This window comes from Actinocorallia sp. A-T 12471, assembly GCF_033875155.1.
GTDB lineage: Bacteria > Actinomycetota > Actinomycetes > Streptosporangiales > Streptosporangiaceae > Actinocorallia.
In genome coordinates this window covers 994,725-1,015,862 of the sequence record NZ_JAWZTE010000001.1, presented here as the reverse complement: position 1 = coordinate 1,015,862, position 21,138 = coordinate 994,725, and the positions used below count along the sequence as shown (strand labels likewise).

The 21,138-nt window shown below is 70.5% G+C and carries 17 protein-coding genes; 12 read left to right on the top strand and 5 right to left on the bottom strand.

Annotation, left to right across the window (positions count from 1 at the left end):
* Positions 1–8 precede the first annotated feature (8 nt).
* From R9X44_RS04720 to R9X44_RS04710, 3 genes are read right to left on the bottom strand one after another with little or no spacing between them, the layout of a single operon-like run.
* A complete protein-coding gene (locus tag R9X44_RS04720) occupies positions 9–1,919 on the bottom strand; it encodes a hypothetical protein (RefSeq protein WP_319812698.1) in 1,911 nt (636 codons plus the stop codon).
* Position 1,920: 1 nt separating this feature from the next.
* Positions 1,921–2,883: a hypothetical protein gene (locus tag R9X44_RS04715; protein WP_319812697.1), complete on the bottom strand. Its 963-nt coding sequence runs from the start codon at positions 2,881–2,883 to the stop codon at positions 1,921–1,923.
* A gap of 5 nt (positions 2,884–2,888) precedes the next feature.
* Entirely contained in the window at positions 2,889–4,262 is a 1,374-nt protein-coding gene (locus R9X44_RS04710) for a hypothetical protein (RefSeq protein ID WP_319812696.1), read from the bottom strand.
* A 232-nt stretch (positions 4,263–4,494) separates the two neighbouring features.
* Here R9X44_RS04710 and R9X44_RS04705 point away from each other — a divergent pair, with 232 nt between their 5' ends.
* Both R9X44_RS04705 and R9X44_RS04700 read left to right on the top strand, forming a co-directional pair.
* Positions 4,495–5,916 (top strand): DUF4407 domain-containing protein, encoded by a 1,422-nt coding sequence (locus R9X44_RS04705; RefSeq protein ID WP_319812695.1) that lies wholly within the window; start codon positions 4,495–4,497, stop codon positions 5,914–5,916.
* Positions 5,917–5,918: 2 nt separating this feature from the next.
* The gene (locus tag R9X44_RS04700) at positions 5,919–7,229 is read left to right on the top strand and encodes a protein kinase domain-containing protein (RefSeq protein WP_319812694.1); all 1,311 of its coding nucleotides are present in this window, start codon (positions 5,919–5,921) and stop codon (positions 7,227–7,229) included.
* A gap of 9 nt (positions 7,230–7,238) precedes the next feature.
* Here R9X44_RS04700 and R9X44_RS04695 read toward each other — a convergent pair whose 3' ends face one another.
* Positions 7,239–7,853, bottom strand: coding sequence for a TetR/AcrR family transcriptional regulator (locus R9X44_RS04695; protein WP_319812693.1), 615 nt, complete (start codon positions 7,851–7,853; stop codon positions 7,239–7,241).
* Between the two features lie 191 nt (positions 7,854–8,044).
* Between R9X44_RS04695 and R9X44_RS04690 the strand changes: the two genes are divergently transcribed.
* The 10 genes from R9X44_RS04690 (at position 8,045) to R9X44_RS04645 (ending at position 19,226) form a co-directional block, all read left to right on the top strand.
* The gene (locus R9X44_RS04690; protein WP_319812692.1) at positions 8,045–9,673 is read left to right on the top strand and encodes an MFS transporter; all 1,629 of its coding nucleotides are present in this window, start codon (positions 8,045–8,047) and stop codon (positions 9,671–9,673) included.
* 179 nt (positions 9,674–9,852) lie between these two features.
* A complete protein-coding gene (locus R9X44_RS04685; protein ID WP_319812691.1) occupies positions 9,853–10,839 on the top strand; it encodes a phosphotriesterase in 987 nt (328 codons plus the stop codon).
* A 31-nt stretch (positions 10,840–10,870) separates the two neighbouring features.
* A complete protein-coding gene (locus R9X44_RS04680; protein WP_319812690.1) occupies positions 10,871–11,827 on the top strand; it encodes a phosphotriesterase in 957 nt (318 codons plus the stop codon).
* 11 nt (positions 11,828–11,838) lie between these two features.
* On the top strand, positions 11,839–12,966 hold the full coding sequence (locus R9X44_RS04675) for an FAD-dependent monooxygenase (RefSeq protein ID WP_319812689.1): 1,128 nt from the start codon (positions 11,839–11,841) through the stop codon (positions 12,964–12,966).
* A 3-nt stretch (positions 12,967–12,969) separates the two neighbouring features.
* Complete coding sequence (locus tag R9X44_RS04670; RefSeq protein WP_319812688.1) at positions 12,970–13,890, top strand: alpha/beta hydrolase; 921 nt, start codon at positions 12,970–12,972, stop codon at positions 13,888–13,890.
* Positions 13,891–13,895: 5 nt separating this feature from the next.
* Complete coding sequence (locus tag R9X44_RS04665) at positions 13,896–14,843, top strand: MBL fold metallo-hydrolase (protein WP_319812687.1); 948 nt, start codon at positions 13,896–13,898, stop codon at positions 14,841–14,843.
* Positions 14,836–16,554 (top strand): CocE/NonD family hydrolase, encoded by a 1,719-nt coding sequence (locus R9X44_RS04660; protein ID WP_319812686.1) that lies wholly within the window; start codon positions 14,836–14,838, stop codon positions 16,552–16,554. Before R9X44_RS04665 ends, R9X44_RS04660 begins: the two co-directional genes overlap by 8 nt.
* Before the next feature lie 181 nt (positions 16,555–16,735).
* Positions 16,736–17,518 carry an ABC transporter ATP-binding protein gene (locus R9X44_RS04655; RefSeq protein ID WP_319812685.1) on the top strand — a complete coding sequence of 261 codons (783 nt, stop codon included), beginning with the start codon at positions 16,736–16,738 and terminating at the stop codon, positions 17,516–17,518.
* Positions 17,515–18,477 (top strand): aliphatic sulfonate ABC transporter substrate-binding protein, encoded by a 963-nt coding sequence (locus R9X44_RS04650; RefSeq protein ID WP_319812684.1) that lies wholly within the window; start codon positions 17,515–17,517, stop codon positions 18,475–18,477. Before R9X44_RS04655 ends, R9X44_RS04650 begins: the two co-directional genes overlap by 4 nt.
* Positions 18,478–18,488: 11 nt before the next feature.
* Positions 18,489–19,226 (top strand): ABC transporter permease, encoded by a 738-nt coding sequence (locus R9X44_RS04645; protein WP_319812683.1) that lies wholly within the window; start codon positions 18,489–18,491, stop codon positions 19,224–19,226.
* A gap of 50 nt (positions 19,227–19,276) precedes the next feature.
* Here the strand turns inward: R9X44_RS04645 and R9X44_RS04640 are convergent, their stop codons facing one another.
* On the bottom strand, positions 19,277–20,440 hold the full coding sequence (locus tag R9X44_RS04640) for a hypothetical protein (protein WP_319812682.1): 1,164 nt from the start codon (positions 20,438–20,440) through the stop codon (positions 19,277–19,279).
* Positions 20,441–21,138 lie beyond the last annotated feature (698 nt).

The window sequence follows — 21,138 nt, the reverse complement described above, 5'->3', positions numbered from 1 at the left end:
CCTCCTCGCTAGATGAGCACGATCAACGCGGCCACGAGGGCCACGACGACCGCGAAGAGGAACAACCCGACGCCTATGACCGTCGCGTGCCCGGACACGAACTCCACGGCCCTCGCGAACCTGCCCGGGCGCGCGTCCTCCGGCGCGTGCCGGGCGCCTGCCTGGGCGACCTGGGCGGGCGAGTACACCGGCACGGGCACGTCCTCAAGCGTCCGCAGGACCCGCACTCTCTCCTTCGGATCGAACGCCGCCTTGTCGACCATGACCGCGAGGAAGTTGTGGACCAGGGCCGCCCCCGCCCCCTGGCCGTAGCGCGCGGCCGCCGCCGCGACGAGCGAGAGCGTCGGCATGACCCGTCGCGGGGTCAGGGCCTCCTGGAGCTGGTGCGGCCCGAAGTCACCGGGGTAGGCGAGCCAAAGAAGGTTCTGGAGGCGCTCGAACTGGATGTCCTCGGAGCCCGGGTACATGTCGCGCCACCTGTCGCACAGGAAGACGGACTCCACAAGCGCCTCGGTCAGCTCCCCGGAAGGCGGGCAGCGCAGGAGCGCGCGGTAGAGCTCCTCGCGCAGCGACCTGTCGGTCTCGGGATCGGCGGCGACCGCGACGATCTCGTGCGCCCCCGCGTTGCCCAGCAGCGCCTCGAGCTCTCCCGGCGAGTGCTGTCTGGCGAGCGTGAACCTGAGCCGCCGGCTCACGGGAGCCAGCCTGCTCAGGGCGAGGGCGTGTTCGCCGGTGTAGGAGTCACGGCCCACGAACTCGAGGATCTGCTCATATCCGCGATCGGTGAGCACCCTTTGGAAGCAGAGCGCGAACAGCGCGCGGTACAGCTCGATCCGTGCGGGACCTTCGACGGCGACGTTGCGGGACAGCAGCCGGTGCATCATGACGCCGTCGCGAAGCCGCCGCCTCACCGGCTCCGGAGGGTCGACCTTGCTGTCGAGGCTCAGCTGGTTGAGGAAGGACCCGGCCTTCTCCCTCTCCCCCGCCTTCAGGGCCGCCGCGAGCCCCTCCACGGCCGCCACGGGGTCCGACGTCGCCGGTCCGTCGCCGCCCGCGCGGGCCTCGGGCCGCTCCCGCAGGAGCGCGGCGAGCAGCTGGTGCGGGTCCTCGAACGAGACGGGGGCGACCGCCTCGGCCAGCCGTCGCACGACGTGATCGCGCCGGACGCCCTCGCGGATTCGCTGGCCGTACTGCTCGGCGATTCGCAGGTCGAGTGGTGCGGGCAGGTCGCGGGGGTCCTCGCGGGTGGTGGTGTTCCAGAAGAGGTTGTAGGAGTCCTCGCGGGGTTCGTCGGTGAAGGAGAGCCTGATCTTGTGGTCGGCGGTCGAGCTCGTCCAGGTGGAGGCCGAGAACCTGGTGCGGACGCCGTAGGGCAGGAGGGCGGCGACGGCGTCGATGAAGCGGAGCCTGTCGTGCAGGCTGACGCGGTCGTCGGCGACGACGCAGACGGGTTTGCGGCTGACGAGCAGTTCCGCGGCGTTCTCGGCCTTCTGGGGGATGTCGATCAGCTCGGGGCGCAGCGGCCGCGCCTCGACCACGACGGGCCCGCCGTCCTCCGGCAGCTCGACGTCCCAGAACCTGGTGAACAGGTCGAGATAGGAGACCGGGCGGGCCCTGAGCGCGTCGTAGGGGACGCAGAAGAACCGGGTCTCACTGACCCTGCGGCCGACCCTGTCGGGCCGGTCAGAAGCCTCCTGGATGCCGATCCCGACCCAATCGGCCTGCCGCTGGCCCGCCCACCCGATCGTCACCTGCGGCAGCCGCTCGGGGGTGCCCGGCGAGAAGCGCTGGAGCAGCCTGTGGAAGTTCTCCCTGCTGAAGTGCGCGCCGCTGAACGCGAGCACCTCGTAGCCGCGGTCGTCCTCGCGCTTGCCCCACCTTGCCCACTCGGCGCTGATCCGCACGAGGTCGCCGCCCATGTCAGGTCCCCTTCTCCGAGGTAAGCCGCTCCCCCAGCCAGATCAGGGGTTCGAGCACGTTGATCGGGTTGACCGCGCCGCGGATGCGTTTGAAGCCGCCGGCGTCCACCATGTCGTTCTGGAAGTCCGCGGCGTCGAACGTGCCGGTGTCCTTGGCGACGTGGAAGCCGATCGCGGAGGTGACGAAGTACCTGGTGCGCTCGGGCAGGAAGTACCGCTCGATGGAGTTGAGCACCATCTCGGCGTCGCCGGTCGCGGAGACCCGGCACAGCTCGGTGAACAGCTGCCTCGCGTCCTCGCCGCCGACCCTGGGGAAGTCGAGCGGGTCGTCGGGGTCGAACTGGATCAGGTCGAGCCGGTCGGCGGTCTCCAGCACGCGCGGCTCGTCGAACTTGGTGATGACGACGGCGAGGTGGTGCGGGAGCCGTCCGCCGACGAACTCGGCGTTCTCCATGACGTGCTGGGACAGATGCGACAGCACCCCGAAGAAGTGCGTGAAGGAGTCGCCCTCCTCGAACTCGCGTACGGGGTCGAACAGGAAGATGATGCCGCCGCTGTGCACAAGGTTGTCTATGAGGCCCTTGGGCGGGGACACCAGGGTGGAGGAGTACCCCTCCCCGCCGAGGTCGGCGAGGTCGAGGGCGATGCGCACCTCCTGCTTCTCCGCGCGCATCAGCCGCCGCCATCGGCGGACCGTACGCTCCCCGACAAGCCGCCAGCGGTACTGCTCGATCACCAGGTCCGACGCCTTGGGGAACACCCGGTCCTTGGTGAGTTTGGTCGTGAAGTTCACCAGCGCGTTGGTGGAGGGGGTGTCGGCCCCGACGACCTTCCAGCCGACGTCGCGGCGGCCGAGCGCGATGCTGAGCGCGGCGAGGAACGTCGTCTTGCCGCAGGCCGGGGCGCCCCACATCACGATGCCCGCCTTGTGCGGCCCTTCCTGGCCGCCGATGGCCTGCGCCACCCGACTCACCCCGTCTCACTCAGTGGGAACGCGTACTGTTCGCCCCGCCCGGCGAGCCGCAAGGCGGCCGCGACGCCTTCCTGGTCCCTGGCGGCCGCGTCGAACAGCGCGCCGGGGGCGAGTTCGCGCCAGAACCCGGGGGCCTCGCGCCCGTCGCGGACCGCGGCGATCCGCACGCCGCGCCCGCGCAGGGCGGCGGCGAGCGAGCTCCAGTCGTGCCGGCGCGGGCAGGGCAGGATCTGCGACGGGTGCACCCGCGGCGGGAACGGCGGCCGCGCGCCCACGACGAGCAGCGCGGTGTCCGAGGCCCGCGCGGCGAGTTGCGCGGCGACGAGCGCGAACGCGCACTCGAGCCGCGCGGCGAGCGGGTATCCCTCGGTCGCGACGGGTCTGCGTTCCAGCTCGGCGAGCCGGTCGAGGAACACCGGGACGGGCTCGGCCCAGCACAGGACCTCGGGCGCGGAGCCGTCGCCCGCGCGCGGGAAGGTGTGCGGGCCGTAGCCGACAAGCGATATGCGGGTTCCCACCGGGCAGGTCTGGACGAGGCTGCGCAGCATCGCGACGCGCTCGGACATGGTCTGCCGCGTCGTCCCCGGCGACCCCGTCTCGACCGCGCAGACGAGGTGGCGCGTCGTCCCCTCGGGACGCGGCGCGCGCCTGCCCGGCAGGGCGTCGACCAGTTCGGCCCACGGCCGCGCCTCGGGGACGACAGTGCCCGGGACGTCGGGGAAGCCGACCCGGCCCGGCCCGGCGAGGTCGACGCGCAGGTCGCGCGCGGCGGGTGCGGTGTGCGCGCGCAGCACGGACACCGGACGGAAGACGCGCTCCCAGGGGGTGCTCGCCACGACGGCCAGTACTGTGCCGTCCTCCTCGCGCGCCGTGAAGCGGACAGGTACGCGTGCGGTTGCGCCGCGCTGGGTGCCCATCGGGAACAGCGGCACCGCGCCGAGTTCAAGCCGTCCGCCTACGGTCGCGCGCAAGGTGACTAGCTCGTACATCTGGGTAAGCGGCTCGTCGGCTATCGCCGTGCCGAGCGCGTCGCGCACCGGGGCCGCCGAGACGATGACGCGCCGCCCGCCGACCTCGGCGAACGCCAGGTCCGGGGCCGCCACGACGAGCACCGCGTCGGTTTCCGCGACGCCGACGCGGGCGAGCGCCGAATTCACCGTCGCGGGCCCGTAACGCTCCCCGGATTCGGTGAGGGAATCCGGGGAGAAGGACGCCCGACGCGCACGGGGAATCCCCATGTCATCGCGTTTCACCTTCCACACGGAAATCCGTTCTCCGGTCACCGACACGACGATGAGCGCGCGTCCTTCCGCGGTCTTCGCGAGTGCTCCGGCAAGCGCCTTGCCCAGGTCCTCATCAGGCGCAGGCAACCGTCCCCCTCCGCTCATTCGGAGGAATGCTAGCCGAACCGATCACGCCGCATACGTCATGTCGGACCGCAATGCCGCACTCTGCCACGCCTGACACAGATTGGCCGCAATCGGCCATCGGTGTCACTCCCTTAACAACGGTCATTTCGGCTACCCGGCGAACTAGGGTGACCGTCGGAGAAGCCGAGACGCCGGGGTAAAGGGGAACGGCGTCCTGCCGAGGGGCGAGGTCTTGCGCGATTTTCTGATCATCCTGTCCGGGGCCAATCGCAAGGTCCTGGCACAGTGCCCCAGCGAGCGTCCCAAATTCCAGGGCATCGGCGGCGCGGTCCTCACCACAGCGGTCCTCGCGGTCTTCTCGATGTGGTTCGCGCTGTCCAGCGCGGTCGGCGTCTCGGCCCCCGTCGCGCTGCCCGTGGCGCTGGTGTGGGGCGTGATGATCCTCGGCATCGACCGGTGGCTGGTCAGCACCCTGCCGACCGAGGGCGCGCGCAGGTTCCGCACCGCAGCGCCGCGCGTCGCGATGGCCCTGCTCATGGGCTTCGTCATCTCCACCCCGCTGGTGCTGCGGATCTTCGAGTCGGAGATCAACGCGCAGATGGTGGTGATCAAGCAGCGCGACATGAACGCCTTCGTCGAGCGGCAGAAGAGCGGCGCGAACGGCAAGGACGTCGCCACGCTGCGCGAAGAGGTCGAGCGCCTCCAGGACGTCATCGCCAAGAACGGCGACGTGCCCGCCGACCCCGCGACCGACGCGCGCGTCGTCGCCCTGACGGCGGAGTTGAAGGACGCGCGCAAGGACATGCAGACCCACTACGACAAATGGCAGTGCCAGCTTTACGGCGGGGCCGGATGCACCAAAAAGGGCCAGGGCCCCTTGGCCGACGCGAGCCGGAACGCCTACGAGAAGGCGCGCAAACGCGTCACGTCGATCACCGGCCAGATCGAGGACCGCAAGGACGAACTCGCCGCCAATGACGAGCAGACGCGCGAGAACCGCGTCGGGGAGGCGACCGAGGCTTTGCCCGCCGCCAAGGAGCAGCTCGACGCCGCGGTTCAGCGGCAGACCGACCTGCAGACGCAGTTCGACCTGGAGAACAAGGCGGCGAACGGCCTGCTCATCAGGTTGAAGGCGCTGAACGAGATCACCGGGAGCAATGCCACGCTGGTCGGCGCGCGCGTTCTGCTGTTCCTTCTGTTCCTGCTCTTCGAATGCCTTCCGGTACTGGTCAAGCTGATGCTGCGGGCGGAGAACTACGAGCGCATCCTGGATATCGAAAAACGCGACGAGCTGCGCCGCGCGCGCGGCAATTACTCGCGGCTCAGGCTCGGCGGCTCCGGCGGTTCCGGCGCGGGCGGCGAATGGACGCTCGGCGACACCTGGAAACGCGACCCGCGGCCCGCCGACGGCACGGCGCAGCCCCCGGCGGACGCGGCAGATCCCGGCGCGGCGCGGCGCGGCGAACGCGTCACCCCGCAGCGGACGACGACGCTCCCGCTGCCGCCCGACGAGGCCCCCGGCGGCTCCGACGCCCACACCTCGGTCGACCACGTGAAGATCCGCGACATGCGCGACTTGGACAGGTCGCCGTTCGACGTCCCCGGCGACGGGCTCGGCGACGACGACGATCTCTTCGGCGACGAGAAGTTCTGAGGATGGAACGCGTCCTCGGTGAAAGGTTCCGTCTTGTCTCACGGCTCGGCAGGGGCGGCATGGGCAGCGTCTGGCTCGCCGAGGACGCGATGCTCGACCGCAGGGTCGCGCTGAAGGAGCTGGTCCGCCAGCGCGACCCGCGCGACCACGAGGCGTTCCGGCGCAGGGCGCTGCGCGAGGCGCGGGCGCTGGCGCGGCTCAGGCATCCGGCGATCGTCCAGGTCTACGACGTGATCATCGACGCCGGCGACCCGTGGATCGTCATGGAGTACGTGCCCGGCAGGTCGCTCGCCGAGGTCATCGCGGCCGAGAAGCGGGTGGACGAGCGCGTCGCGGCGCAGATCGGGCTGCGCGTGGCGGGGGCGCTGAACGCCGCGCACAAGGCGGGGGTGCTGCACCGCGACGTGAAGCCGCACAACATCCTGCTGTCGCCGGACGAGCGCGTGTACCTCGTCGACTTCGGCATCGCGAGCCTGACCGGCGCGGACCCGATGACCGAGGCGCACATGATGATCGGCACCGTCGAGTACATGGCCCCGGAGCGGTTCGCGGGCAAGGAGGCGCAGCCGCCCGGCGACCTGTGGTCCCTCGGCGTCACGCTGTTCCAGGCGCTCGAGGGGTACTCGCCGTTCCGTCCCGACGAGGCGATGGAGCTCCCCGCGACGATCCACGCGGTGGTGAACGGCAAGGTCCCCGATCCCGTCCGGGCGGGGGCCCTCGCGCCGGTGCTGCGCCGTCTGCTCGACCGCGACCCGCTGCGCCGCATGACGCTGACCGAGCTGGCCAGGGCGCTGCGCGACGTCCTGCACCCCAGGGAGCCGATCCCGACGTTCCCGGAGGTGTCCAGGCCAGAGCCACGGCCGCTGATCCCGCCGCCCGCCGAGCGCGCATCCGCGATCCTTGACGCCGCCTCGTTCACCGACCGGCTCGCGCTCATCACCGCGCTCATCGGCAGTGAGGCCGCCGCCGACGTCGTCGGGCTGCTCCCGGCCGCGCTCGTGGGGCGCGCGCTCGGCCATCTGTCGCCGAGCCAGGTCGCCGCGCTGCTCGACGCGCTGGGGCCGGCCGCGCAGGCGGCGGTCATCGCCGAGACCGACTCGCGCACCGCGGCCGGGGTCGTCAGCGGGATGCCGGTGCCGGAGGCGGCGGGCGTCATCGCGGCGCTGCCGCTGGAGCAGGCCGCGGCCGTCCTCACCTATGTGCCGCCGCGCGCCACCGCCGCGATCCTCGCCTCGGGCTCCGACGCCCGCGCGGCGGCCCTGCTCGCGGCGCTGTCGGACTCGGTGCGCACCCAGGTGCTGCGGCACCGCTGACGCGACGGGTCAGCGCGCGCCGAGCAGGTCGAACCAGCTCGAGGCGAGCTCCTCGATCATCTGTTCGCGGTCGAGCTTCCAGTCCGCCGAACCCCAGTTCTGCGCGACGTAGTCGAGCTGGGCCATCGCCAGGACGCCCCGGAAGCGGCGCTGGTGCGGCGCGAAGCGGCCCGCCGCGACGAGCCCGTCCTCGACGTCGCTGATCGCCTCCTCGAGCCACCGCTCGACGAGATCGCGCAGCTCGGGTTCTGCGGCGGCGGCCTGGCGGCCGATCCGGATGATCGGGTGGATCGCGGGCCACTGCTCGGACGTGCGGCGCAGCCATGCCTCGAGCGCCTCGCGGCTGCCCTCGCGCACCGCCTCCACGAGGCCGAGCGCGGTCGAGCCGTGTTCGGCGGACCGCTCGCGTTGCAGCACCTCGTTGAGCCGTTCGGCTACCAGCGCCTTCATCAGCTCGCCCTTGGACGGGAAGTGCGCGTAGAAGGTCATCCGCGTGGTGCCGACCTCGCCGGCGATGTCCTCGACCGTGCTGGCGACGTAGCCCTTGCCGGTGAACATCTTGAGCCCGGCGTCGAGCAGCATCCGCCGGGTCATTTCCTTCTTCGCTTCGCGCAGGCTGGCCACCGGAGCACCCTAGCGCAGGCCGGGCCCGGGCCTTCCATCAAGCCTCCTCACGGTACACGGCCAAAAGTAACTTGACGCTATGTAAGTCGATATGACACCGTGCACGTCACACCGGGGTGACCTCGATCACAGACGCCCACTCCCCCGATCTGTGACGGCCGCGCCCCCGCTTCGACAAGGAGTTCCCTCCCATGGCCAAGAACCCGTTGCCCGGCGCGCGCACGCCGGGCTACACCCCAACGGTGATCGCAGGCTGCTTCGCCGTACTGCTCGCCCAGGTGGCCTACTCACTGCCCGGCGCGCTGAACGGCACGTTCCAGCAGGAGTTCGCGACGACCGGGTCGCAGCTCACCTGGATCACCGCGGCCTTCGCCATCCCCATGGTCGTGCTCGAGCTGACCACCGGCGTCATCGGCGACATGTTCGGCCGCAAGCGGCTGCTCCAGGCGGGCGCGGCCCTGACCGTCGTCGGCTCGCTGGTCTGCGCGGTGGCGGGCACCGTCCAGGCGATGTGGGCGGGCATGGTCGTCGCCGGGCTCGGCGCGGCGATCCTCTACCCGATCTCGCTGGCGATGATCGCCGCGGTCGCGCCCGACGAGGCGGGCCGCGCCAAGGCGATCGCGCTGTGGGCGGGCTTCCTGTCCATCGGCGCCGCGGTCTCGCCGCTGCTCGGCGGGGTCTTCGCCGAGGGCGGCAACTGGCGCGGCGCGTACGGCGTCGTCATCGCCGCCGCGATCGTGTCGATCCTCATCACCTTCAAGGCCACCGATTCCTCCGCGCCCGAGGGCCGCAAGCTCGACATCCCGGGCCAGGTGACGCTCGCGGTCGGCCTCGTCGCGCTGCTGTTCGCCGCCACCCAGGGCTCGGAGACCGGCTTCGCCGACCCGAAGATCATCGCCGCGACCGTCGCGGGCGTCGTGCTGCTCGCGGCGTTCGTGGTGATCGAGCTGCGCGCCGAGGTGCCGCTGCTCAACCTGCGGCTGTTCGCCAACCGCGCCTACGCGATCGTGGCGATCGCGACGGTGATCGGCATGTTCGCGTTCCTGGCGATCTGCTACTCGATGAGCATCTGGCTCGGCGCGATCCAGCACCAGAGCGCGCTCAAGATCGGCTTCCTGTTCCTGTTCATCCAGGGACCCGCGCTGCTGTTCGTGCCCGTCGTGTCGCATCTGATCCGCAATGTCGCGCCGCGCTGGGTGCTGAGCGTGGGCTTCGCGTTCATCGCCGTCGCCGGGCTCTGGTGCTCCACCTTCGACGTCGCGGACCTGAGCTGGACCCGGTTCATCGCGCCGATGACCGTCATGGGCTTCGGCTTCGCGCTGACCGTCGGCTCGATCACCGCGGTGGCGATCAACACGGTCCCGGTCAGGCTCGCGGGCATGGCCAGCGCCACCACGAACCTGCTGCGCGACCTCGGTTTCGCGCTCGGTCCCGTGCTCATCGCCGCGCTGGCGATCAGCAAGGCCAACGGCGACATGACCGACGGACTCGGCGGGGCGATCGGCGCGTCCGGGCTCGAAGCCCCCTACTCCGACATCGCGGGAGGCATCGCGCACAACGCCGGCGCGATGGCGATCAACTCGATGCCCGTCGTGCCGGGTCCCGGCCCGGACGCCCCGCCCGTGCCGATGCCGCAGCAGCTGACCGAGCTCGCGTTCACCGCGCTGGGCGGCGCGTACAGCACGGCCTTCCTCGTCGCGGGGCTGTGCGCGGCGGCGGCGGGCGTGCTGACCCTCGTCGGCCTGTTCGGCAGGACCGACAAGGCGTCCGTGGGTCTCGCGGCCGACGGCGACGGCTCGCCCGACCTCGTCGGCGCGTGAGTCAGCCCACTTAAAGCGGCGCCGGGAAGCGGCCTCCGCCCCGACGGGCGGGGGCCTTTCGCGAGGTCAACCAGCATTACATGCTGCTTATTGAGTTGACATGACGTCAACTCAGGTGACAGCATTCACAGCGAAGGCGTGATCACGGTCACTCGCCGAGACCAGAAGGAGCACCAGTGATGGGTAGGCAGTCCGCCGGGGACACCGGCGCGGTCAACACGGTCCTCGGCCCGGTCCCCGCGCGGGAGCTCGGGGTCGTCGCGGTCCACGAGGCGCTGCTGTCGGTGGTCCCCGGCGCGGAGCACGCGTTCGACGTGGTCATCGACCGCGCCGAGGTCTTCGCGGCCATCGCGGGCAAGCTGCGCGAGTTCCGCGCGCACGGCGGCGGCACCGTCGTGGACGCGGCCGGCATGTTCCACGGCCGGGACGTGCGGCTGTACGAGGCGCTCTCGCGCGCGACCGGCGTGCACATCGTCGCCTCCACCGGGCAGGGCCCCGAGGAGATGCTCGGCGGCTACTTCCTTACCCCGCAGACCAACCCGCCGACCCCGTGGCCGGCCGAGCGGTTCGCCGAGCTCTTCGCCAAGGAGGCCGCCGAGGGCATGGTCGTGCCACGGGTCGAGCGGCGCGGCGCTGCCGGGCTCGTCGCCACCGCGGCGACCCGTACCGGCATGACCGCGACCGACGAGAGCCTGCTGCGCGGCGCGGCCCGCGCGGCGCTGGCCACCGGCGTCCCGGTCTCGCTGCGCTTCGGCGGCGACGCGGTGCGCGAGCTTGACGTCGTGCTTGACGAGGGGATCGCCGCCGATCGCGTCGTCGTCGGCGGGCTCGACCGGGCGGAGGCCGTCGCGGCGGGCGTGCCCTTCGAGGTCGCGCGGCGCGGCGCGTACGTCGCGATCGACCATGTCGGCACCGAGGACGCCGCCCATGTCACCGACGCCGAGCGCGCCGAGCTCGTCGCGGGGCTCGTCGCGGAAGGGCACGGCGGGCGCGTCCTGGTGTCCAGCAACGCCACCGGCGTCGCCAAGGGACACGAAGGCAACGACCTGCCTTACAGCCATGTCCTTACCGCGTTCGTCCCCCTGCTCAAGGCCGCGGGCCTCGCCGACGAGGACGTCAGGCGCATCCTCGTCGCCAACCCCAGCGCCCTGCTGTCGGTGCGCTGAGCACCCAGAACCCCTATCCGAGGTGAGTGTTGTGTCGAGAGTGAACACGGTCCTGGGAGCGATCCCGACCGAGGAGCTGGGTCTTGTGGCCGTCCACGAGCACATCGGCTACGGCATGCCGGGCTCCGAGCTGGACACCCGGTGGTGGAAGACGCCCGAGGAGCGTTACGCCGAGACCGTCCCGAAGCTGCGGAAGTTCCACGAGTACGGCGGCGGCACGTTCGTCGACGCGACGGGCATCTGCAACGGCCGCGACGTCGACTACTACAGGTCGCTGTCGGCCAAGACCGGCGTGCACATCGTCGCCTCCACCGGCTTCGTCGGCGGCGACACCGCGCTGCCGTTCTTCGCGCGCGCCAGCGTCGACTACCTCGCCGCGCACTTCACGCACGAGATCACCGTCGGGATCGGCGACAGCGGCGCGAAGGCCGGGATCATCAAGGTCGGCGTCAGCCGGGGCGGCAGGATGACCGACCTCGACAAGCGCATCTACCGCGCGGCGGCGCGCGCCGCCAAGGCCACCGGCGTCGGCGTCCTCACCCACCTCGCGATCGACGCCGAGAACGCCATCGCCATCTTCAACGAGGAGGGGCTCCCCCTCGACCGTGTGCTCTTCGGCCATGTGGACGACGGCGTCAACGCCGACAAGACCCGCGACACCTGGATCGCCGAGCAGGGCGGCCGGATCGGCTTCGACACCTTCGGCTACGAGACCGAGCTCCCCGACCCGCCGTTCTGGGCGCGGCCGCGCAAGGAACGCCTCGACCACTTCCTGCGGTTCATCGGCGGCGAGGGCCGCATCAGGCAGGTGCTCGCCTCCGCCGACGCCAACTGCTCGGCGCTCGGCTGGCCGGGGGTGAAGGGCCACACCGTGAACTACATCTTCGAGGACCTCATTCCCGACCTGCGCGCGGCGGGCCTTGACGAGGCCGCGATCAGGACGATCTTCGTCGACAACCCCGCCGACTTCCTCTCGATCAAGAACTGAAGGACCACCCGATGTTGCCTCAAGACCTCAAGAACCTGACCATCGCCATCGTCGGCGCGGGGTACGGCGGCGCGGCGGCGGCCAAGGCGCTCAGCCTGCTCGGCGCGAACGTCACGGTGTACGAGCAGGCGAGCGCGATCCGCGAGGTCGGCGCGGGCATCGGCCTGCGCCCCTCCACGATGGCGCGGTTCCGCGAGTGGGGCATCGCCGAGGCCATCCAGCGGGTCAGCTCGCCGAGCGACCACTTCTCGATCCTCACCGCGACGGGCGAGCCGATCATGCGCGAGGAGTGGCCGGAGAAGGACGTGTTCGGGCTGACCACCCACCTGATCCACCGCGGCGACTTCATCGAGGCGCTGCTGTCGGCGCTGCCCGAGGGCATGGTCAGGCTCGGCCACAAACTCGCCGCGATCCACGACAACGGCGACGCCTCGGTGCTGACGTTCACGAACGGGACGAGCGTCGAGGCCGATCTCGTCGTCGGCGCGGACGGCATCAAGTCCGTCGTGCGCGAGCAGCTGTTCAGCACCGCGCAGCCGGTGTTCTCCGGCGAGCACGCCTACCGCGCGGTCATCGACGTCGAGGCCGCCTACGGCATGGCCGTGGACGACAACCTCCGCATGTACATCGGGCGCGGCACCAAGGTCTACCTGCTGCCGCTGCGCCACCGCGGCCAGGTCTCCTTCGACATCACCGCGCTGTGCCCGGACGGAACCTGGGCCCCGAGCGTCACCAAGGAAGACATGTTGAAGACCGTCGAGGGCTTTGACGAGCGGATCGTCAACATCACCCGCGACCTCGACATGGACACCGTCAACTGCCGCGCGGTCTACGACATCGACCCCGTCGCCACATGGCACTCCGGCTCGGTCGTGCTGGTCGGCGACGCCGCCCACTCGATGCTGCACCACCAGGGCCAGGGCGCGAACTCCGCGATCCTCGACGCCGGCGCGCTGGCCGACGCGCTGCGCGACGCCGGGTCCGTCAGGGAGGCGTTGGCGCACTACCAGGCCGCCCGCAAGCCCGTCACCGACGAGCTGCAGCGGATCTCGCGCCAGGGCTGGACCGAGGACGAGGTGAACGACGTGTTCCCCGGCCAGAAGCCCGCGTCCCAGAGCTTCGAGAGCCAGGGGGTCTGAACCGTGCCGCTGCATCCCGAGATCGCCAGGATCGTCGCCTCCCTCCCCGCGCCGCCGCCGGGGCCGCTGAACCCCGTGGCGATGCGCGCGGGTGAGGAGGCCCAGGTCCCGCGCGTCGCCGAGCGGCTGCCGCTGTACGCGGTCGAGGACGTCACCGCGAAGACCGCCGTCGGCGACGTGCCCGTGCGGATCTACACGCCGGTCGAGGCCGCGTCCTACGGCGTCATCGTCTACTTCCACGGCGGCGCGTTCTTCCTGGGCAGCCTCGAGACGCACGACCATGTCGCAAGGCAGCTCGCCAAGGAGACCGGGTGCAAGGTCGTCTCCGTGGGCTACCGGCTCGCGCCCGAGAACGCCTTCCCCGCCGGGCTCGACGACTGCTACAGCGTCGTCCGCTGGGCGGCCGAGAACGGCGACGCCCTCGCATGGGACGGCCGCACCCTCGCCCTCGCCGGTGACAGCTCGGGCGGCACGTTCGTCGCCGCCGTCGCCGCGCTGGCTCACGACGAAGGGTTCCGGCAGATCACCCACCAGGTGATGTTCTACCCGTCGCTCGATCTCGACTTCGACGTCGAGCGGTACGCGTCGCTGCGGGAGAACGCCGTCGGCTACGGGCTGGAGACCGCGGGGCTGAAGCCGTTCAACGCCTTCTACCTCGACAGCGGCGCCGACCCCGCCGACCCGCGCGTCTCCCCGATCAAACGCGCCGACCTCACCGGGCTGCCGCCCGCGCTGATCGTCACCGGCGAGTTCGACCCGATGCGCGACGAGGGCGAGCTGTACGGCGCGCGCCTGCGGGAAGCCGGGGTCGACGTGACCGTCAGCAGGTACGCGGGCGCGGGACACGGGTTCGTCCAGCACTTCGCGTGGATCCCCGAGTACCACAGGGCCTACGCCGAGACCCGCGAGTTCCTGGAGCGCTGAGACCCATGACAGAACCGGGGAAAATCCACCCGATCGTCTCCCCGTGGGGCAGATTCGGCCTGTACAGCTTCTACATCGACGCGCCCGAACCCGCCATCGTCGACACCGGCATCGCGTCCTCGCCCGCCGAGGGCATGGCCCCGGCCCTCGCGGCGATCGGGCGCAGGATCGAGGACGTGCGCTGGATCCTGCTGACACACGGGCACATCGACCACGTCGGCGGGGCGCACGCCCTGTGGGAGCTGACCGGGCGGCGGGCGCGGGTCGTCATCCACGAAGCCGACGCGCCGCTGCTGCGCTCGCGCCGCGCGCACGTCGAGGAGTACCTGGCCGGGCGCGGGCGGTACCTGCGCGACCCCGAGGGGGCGGCGAAGGTCGCGGGCGCGGCGGAGGCCGTCATCTCCGGGGAGATGGAGCCGGGCATGACCGTCCGGGGCGGGGAGACGATCTCGCTGGGCGGGGGCGTCGAGGTATCCGTCCATGCGATTCCTGGGCATACGCCGGGGTCCGTCGCCTATGTGCTCGACGGGGCCGCGTTCGTCGGCGACGCCGTCCAGGTGCACGGGGCGGCCAACGGGTTCCCCGGTTTCACGGACCCCGCCGCGTACCGCGCGAGCCTTGCCTACCTGCGTGATGAGGTCCGGCCGAGCCGTCTGTACCTCGGACATCCCTACCGGCGGGCTGACGGCGTCGCGTACGGGGTCGAACTCGACGCCGCGCAGGCCGCCGAGGCGCTGCGCGAGAGCCTCGAGATCGAAAACCGGGTCGGCCAAGCCGCCCACGCCTGCCTGTGCGCGGGACTCACCGAGACCGACTCGGCGTACTCGCCGTTCGAACCCGTCGCCAGGGACATCGGGTACACCGCCGACCCGACGCTCGAGCCGTCGCCGTTCTTCACGTCGCTGCACGGCTACCGCACGCACTTCACCCACGAAGGAGCCTCGCATGGCTGACCTCCACACCGTCCAGGCGGGCCTCGACAAGATCGCCGTCCGCAAGGACCTCCGTGTGCCGATGCGCGACGGCGTCACCCTCGCCGCCGACGCCTACCAGGGCCTCGACGACAGGCCGCGGCCCGCGCTCGTCGCGCTCAGCCCGTACGGCAAGGAGCTCCAGGCGCTCGCGCTCACCACCCCGCCGCAGCGGCGGCCCTCCCCGATGTGGGACGGCTGCATCGAGGCGGGCGACATCGCGCGGGTCGTCAAAGAGGACTATGTCCACGTCATCGGCGACCTGCGCGGCTCGGGCGCGTCCGAGGGCGAGCACATCGGCAACTACAACGCAGGCGGCGTCTCCCTCGGCCAGGACGCCCACGACTTCATCGAATGGGTCGCCGCCCAGCCGTGGTGCGACGGCAACGTCGGCATGATCGGCATCTCCTACTTCGGGTCAATGCAGATCCTCGCCGCCGCCGAGCGTCCGCCGAGCCTCAAGGCGATCTTCGTCAGCGGCGGCCACTACGACTTCTACGAGACCACCTACCACGGCGGCGTCATGTGGTTCATGCCGCGCGCGGCCCGCGAAGGCAGGGGCGGCGACTCCGGCTGGGCGTTCACCGACCGCGTCAAGTCGCGGATGCTGGAGACGTACTCCCCCGAGGAGATCAGAGAACGCGTCTCCCGACGCCTCCAGGACCCCGACGTCGCCGCCTGGCCCAACCTCGTGCACGTCCTGCACTACCCGACCAACCACGAGGCGTGGTTCGACATCGTCATGAACGACCTCGACGGCGACTGGTACGAGGAGCGCAACCCCGTCAACCTCGCCGCGAACATCGACATCCCCGTCTGGCTCCAGATCGACCAGGGCCGCGGCTGGACCCTCGACGGCACCATCGAGACCTTCAACGCGCTCAAGGGACCGAAGAAGCTGGACATCGGCCCCTATCCGCCGATGCAGTCGCGGCCCTTCATCGAAGAGCACGACAAGATGTTCCGCTGGTACGAGTACTGGATCAAGGGCGTCGACAACGGGATCATGGACGATCCCGCCGTCACCGTCCACGTCGAGGGGTCGCGCGAGTACGTCACCGGCGCGCAGTGGCCGCCGAAGGACGTCGAGCACAGGCCGCTCTACCTGCGGCCGCGCGGCAAGCTGTCCGCCGAGCCCGAGCCGATGGGCCCCGAGCACGCCGCCCCAGACGGCTTCTACCAGGCCCCGCTCACCGTCACCGACAAGGTCGAGACCCTGACCTGGGCCACCGAGCCGTTCACCGCGCCGACCGAGCTGATCGGCCAGGGCGCGGCACACCTCTTCGCCGAGATCGACCAGCCCGACACCAACTTCATCCTCCGCATCTGGGACGAGGCCCCCGGCGGCAAGCGGCAGCTCATCACCACCGCCTACCTCAAGGCGTCCCACCGCGAACTCGACCCCGCCCGCACCACCGACGGCGACCCGCACCACCCGCACACCCGCGCCGTCCCCGTCACCCCGGGCGTCATCGAGGAGTACGTCCTGCGCGTCTACCCCTTCGCCGCGACATTCCTGCCCGGCCACCGCCTCGTCGCCGAACTCTCCAACAACGAGCCCCTCGCCGACGCCCACAACGCCCTCCTCCCACCTGACGCCTTCCACCTCCCCGTCGGCCGCCCCGTCACCCACAAGATCTACCGCGACGCCGCCCACCCCTCCCGCCTCCTCCTCCCCTTCACCACCCGCTAGCCCTACGGAACGATCCCGAGAACCGGACGAAGCCAAGCGCTTCGTCCGGCTTTCGGCGTCTCCCGGGAGGTCGCGGCGGGTTGAAGGGTTGTGCTTGAGGGGGATCGTGAATGCCTTTCTGTTCAGGGCCGGGTGCATAGGCTACTTTTTAGACCGTCTTGACAGGGAATGGGGTGATGGTGTGGCTGTGGTACCCGCGGCGGTGAGCCTGCGCGGCGTCGGACGGAGCTTTCCCAGCGTCGGAAAGGGCGAGCCGCACCCGGTGCTCGACTCCATTGACCTGGAGATCGCGCCCGGCGAGATCGTCGCGCTGCTCGGGCCGTCAGGCTGCGGCAAGTCGACGCTGCTCAGGCTGATCTCCGGCCTCGACAAACCGTCCGAGGGACAGGTGCTCCTCGACGGCCAGACCGTCGACGGCGTCGACCAGCGCACCGCGATCGTCTTCCAGGAACCCCGGCTGCTGCCCTGGCGCGACCTCACCGGCAACGTCGCGCTCGGCCTGCCCAAGGGCCGCGACCGCGCGGAGGCCGAACGCTGGCTCGACCTCGTCGGGCTCGCCGGCTTCCACGGGCACCGGCCGCGTCAGGTGTCCGGCGGCATGGCCCAGCGGGTCGCGCTCGCCAGGGCGCTGGCACGCGACCCCGGCGTCCTGCTCCTCGACGAGCCCTTCGCCGCACTCGACGCCCTCACCAGACTGCGAATGCAGGACCTCCTTGACGAGGTGCGCGGTGAGAGCACAGTCGTCATGGTCACCCACGACGTCGGCGAGGCCCTGCACCTCGCCGACCGGATCGTCCTGCTCAGGACCCAGCCAGGCGGCGCGGTGATCAACTCGGTCACCGAGATCCGCGAACCCCGGCCGCGCGACCGGGGCGGCCCCGCCCTCGCCGCGCTCAGCGCCGACCTCCTCGAACAGCTGGGTGTCCCCAGCCACCACACCAAGGAACAGGAGACAGCCCAATGATCAGAACGGCCGCCGCCCTCGCCGCCGTCGCCCTCCTCGCGGCGGGCTGCTCCTCCTCCGCGGAGGACGGCAAGCCCGAGGTCAAACTCGACTACGCCTACTACAACCCGGCGAGCCTCGTCATCCGCGAGCAAGGCTGGCTGGAGAAGGACGGCCTCGACGTCACGTGGGTGCTGTCGGCGGGCAGCAACAAGGCGAACGAGAACCTGCGGGCCGGCACCGTCGACGTCGGATCGACCGCCGGCGCGGCCGCGCTCCAGGCCCGCGCCAACGGGACGCCCATCAAGGCCATCGAGATCTACAGCCATCCGGAGTGGACCGCGCTGGTCACCGGCAAGGACTCCTCGATCACGTCGGTCACCCAGCTCAAGGGCAAGAAGGTCGCCGCGACCAAGGGGACCGACCCGTACTTCTTCCTCCTTCAGGCGCTGCGCGAACACGGGCTGTCCGGCGGCGACGTCGAGGTCGTCAACCTCCAGCACGCCGACGGCGAGGCCGCCCTGAAGCGCGGCGACGTCGCGGCCTGGGCCGGACTCGACCCGATCATGGCGACGTCCGAGGTCGGCTCGGGGTCCAAGCTCTTCTACCGCAACACCGGATTCACCTCCTACGGGTTCCTCAACGCCCGCGAAGCCTTCATCAAGGACCACCCCGACCTCGCGCAGAAGGTCGTCGACGCCTACCAGAAGGCGCGCGAGTGGATCACCGCGAACCCTGACGAGGCGGTCGCGCTCCTCGCGAAGGAATCCGGCGTCTCGCCCGAGGTGGCGAAGGTCGTGCTGACGCAGCGCACCGACTTCACCGTCAGCCCGGTCCCCGGCGACGCGCAGCGCACCGTGCTCGAGCGGATCCTGCCCGTCCTGGTGGACGAGGGCCAGGTGAAGGACGAGTCCTCGGCCAAGACCGCGCTGGACACCCTGTTCGATCCGCAGTTCGCCCAGAAGGCCACCGCTCCGTGAGAGCACCACGCGTGAGAGCACTACCCGTCAAGGGGCTCGTCGTCCCGCTCGGCCTGCTCGTCCTCTGGCAGACCGCGGTGACGACGGGCCTCTACGGCAGGGAGCAACTCCCCCCGCCGTCCGACCTCGTCGAGGCGGGGGCCGAGCTGATCCGTCGCGGCGAACTCTGGCAGCACCTCGCGGTGAGCTGCCGCCGCGTCCTCACCGGCTTCCTCCTCGGCGCGACCGCCGCCCTGGTCCTCGGCGCGCTCGTCGGCATGGTCAAACCGGTCCGCGACCTCGCCGCCCCGACGATCGCCGCGGTCCGGGCCGTCCCCTCCCTGGCCTGGGTCCCCCTGCTCGTCCTCTGGATGGGCATCGGCGAAGGCCCCAAGATCACCCTCGTCGCGATCGGCGCGTTCTTCCCCATCTACACCACGGTCTCGGCGGCCCTCGCCCACGCCGACGCCCACCTCCTGGAAGTAGGCCGCGCCTACGGCCTCCAGGGCCCCACCCTCCTCACCCGCATCCTCCTGCCCAGCATCGCCCCCGCCGCCTTCGCCGGCCTCCGCCTCGGCCTGGCCCAAGCCTGGCTCTTCCTCGTCGCCGCCGAACTCATCGCCTCCGCCGCCGGCCTCGGCTTCCTCCTGGTCGACAGCCAGAACACCGGCCGAACCGACATCCTCCTCCTCTCCATCCTCCTCCTGGCACTCCTGGGCAAACTCACCGACACCGCCCTTGGCCTCCTCGAACGCCGCATTCCGACCTGAGAACGGCCCCCGCCGGTCATGCCGCGGGGGCCGTCAGGGCGTCTGCTCCGTCAGGGGACGGACACGGTGGCGGCGGCCTGGTAGGCGGCGTTCTCCTGGTTCGTGAAGTTGGTGCCAGCCATATAGGGGCTGGGGGCCCGGAGTTCGATGTCGGCGATGGCGTCGAGGCCGCCCGCGCTGGACTGGGCGAAATGGGAGGTGACGCCGACCAGGAAGCCCTCCCCGGTGACGGGGTCGAGGTCCTTGAACCAGGGACCGCCACTGGCCCCCGGGCTGAACTGGGTCTTCATGATGTTGTTGTTGGTCTGCCACCACCACTCGTAGCCGATCCACGACGCGCCCTGGCTGTACATCAGCGTGCGGCCGTCGTAGATGCGCTGGTTCACGGCTGGCACATTGTTGACGTTCGGGGCGCCGTTGATGACCCTTGTGCCGTCGGCTGCGGTGTTGGGCCCGCTGTAGCTCTTGAAATTGACAGTCGGGAAGCCGAAATTGACGCGCGGTGCGGCACGGGGCTGGTTGAACGCGATCGGCTGCCCGCCGACGACGTCCTCGATCGGCCGGGAATCCGCCGGATTGTCGACGACCATCGCGGCCATGTCGTGGTCATTCACGTGGTTGGCCTTGCCCGTCCACCCCTCGGTGAGCCAGGCCCGCGTCACCGGCCAGACCCCGTAAGGCGCGACGTCCGCACCGATCGCCGGCCCGGTCTCCGCACTGGCCCCCGGCGCGAGCCGCGGCAGGTTCTCACCACGGAACCCGGGGATGAACAGGACGCTCGTCGCGATGACGTTGAGCCCGGGGTCGATATTGCTCCCCCAGTTGACGCGCAGACAGTGCGCCGCGGTGACAACGACGCTCTTGTTCTGGCTTCGCACCACAGTCGCGGTACAGGGCGCGAGCGTCTCCCAGTTCACCCCATCCGCATTGCGCATCCGCATCACCAGTTTCCCGGTGGTCCGCCGCACCGTGTCCGACCCGCCCCAAGGCCGCGCGGTGTCATCCCACCCCGCCGCAGGCGCGACCGCGTCGGTCCCGTCACTGTTCTCATTGAGCCCGGCGGCCGCAAGCCGATTGAGATTCCAATAATCCACCTGCTCCTGCAACGCCACCGAGTAACCCGCACCCAGCGGCACAAACTGAATCTCCCCAGGCCCCACGGCATGCGCCGCCGACGCCGCACCCGCCGCCAACACAGTGCCGGCAACAGCCACACCAGCACCCCGCCGACACACAAACAACCACAACCTCATAAAACCTCCCCATCATCCCAAAACACCACCAACCTAACACCCAACCCCACCACCCCCCGCCCCGACCCAACACCCCACCTTTTCCGGACAGAACCAACCCACAAATAAGCCCCCACCAAAAAAGACCCCACCCCCCAACCCACCCAAACCCCACCACCTAAAAGCAACCACAACACCGACCCCAACGACGACATCCCCCTCCCCATCGAACACATCCACCGCCCCTACGACTTCCTGGAACCCGGCGACGAACTCGCCGACGCCACCGCCCGCGCCTAACACTTCCACCCCCCCTGGACCTGGCACCCCTTCGACCAAACAGCCCCCACCACCCCACCCGGCCCCTAACCCTCCTAACCCGCCAAGCCCACCCCACCCCCCCGCCACCAAATTCATCCACCACACCACAACAACCAACTCCCACCACCAAGTCACCCTCTGGACCAACCTCACCCAAGCGCACCCCACCCCGAACTGAGGTACCAGGACTCGAACCTAGAAGAACTGAACCAGGATCAGCCCATAACCCCCAAACTCCCGCCGCAACGCCGCCCCTTCCGTCACGGAAAATGAGCTCTCACCAGCCATACCCCCCCACGCGCTTCAATCCCATGTCTGGCCGTCGGCCATCAGATCCGGCCAGCGTCGGCCGCTCGCTC

Bases quoted from the DNA above. Each gene is read 5' to 3' on its own strand.
- R9X44_RS04720 (WP_319812698.1), bottom strand. From the start codon at position 1,919: ATGGGCGGCGACCTCGTGCGGATCAGCGCCGAGTGGGCAAGGTGGGGC.
- R9X44_RS04700 (WP_319812694.1), top strand. From the start codon at position 5,919: ATGGAACGCGTCCTCGGTGAAAGGTTCCGTCTTGTCTCACGGCTCGGC.
- R9X44_RS04690 (WP_319812692.1), top strand. From the start codon at position 8,045: ATGGCCAAGAACCCGTTGCCCGGCGCGCGCACGCCGGGCTACACCCCA.
- R9X44_RS04685 (WP_319812691.1), top strand. From the start codon at position 9,853: ATGGGTAGGCAGTCCGCCGGGGACACCGGCGCGGTCAACACGGTCCTC.
- R9X44_RS04675 (WP_319812689.1), top strand. From the start codon at position 11,839: ATGTTGCCTCAAGACCTCAAGAACCTGACCATCGCCATCGTCGGCGCG.
- R9X44_RS04665 (WP_319812687.1), top strand. From the start codon at position 13,896: ATGACAGAACCGGGGAAAATCCACCCGATCGTCTCCCCGTGGGGCAGA.
- R9X44_RS04660 (WP_319812686.1), top strand. From the start codon at position 14,836: ATGGCTGACCTCCACACCGTCCAGGCGGGCCTCGACAAGATCGCCGTC.
- R9X44_RS04650 (WP_319812684.1), top strand. From the start codon at position 17,515: ATGATCAGAACGGCCGCCGCCCTCGCCGCCGTCGCCCTCCTCGCGGCG.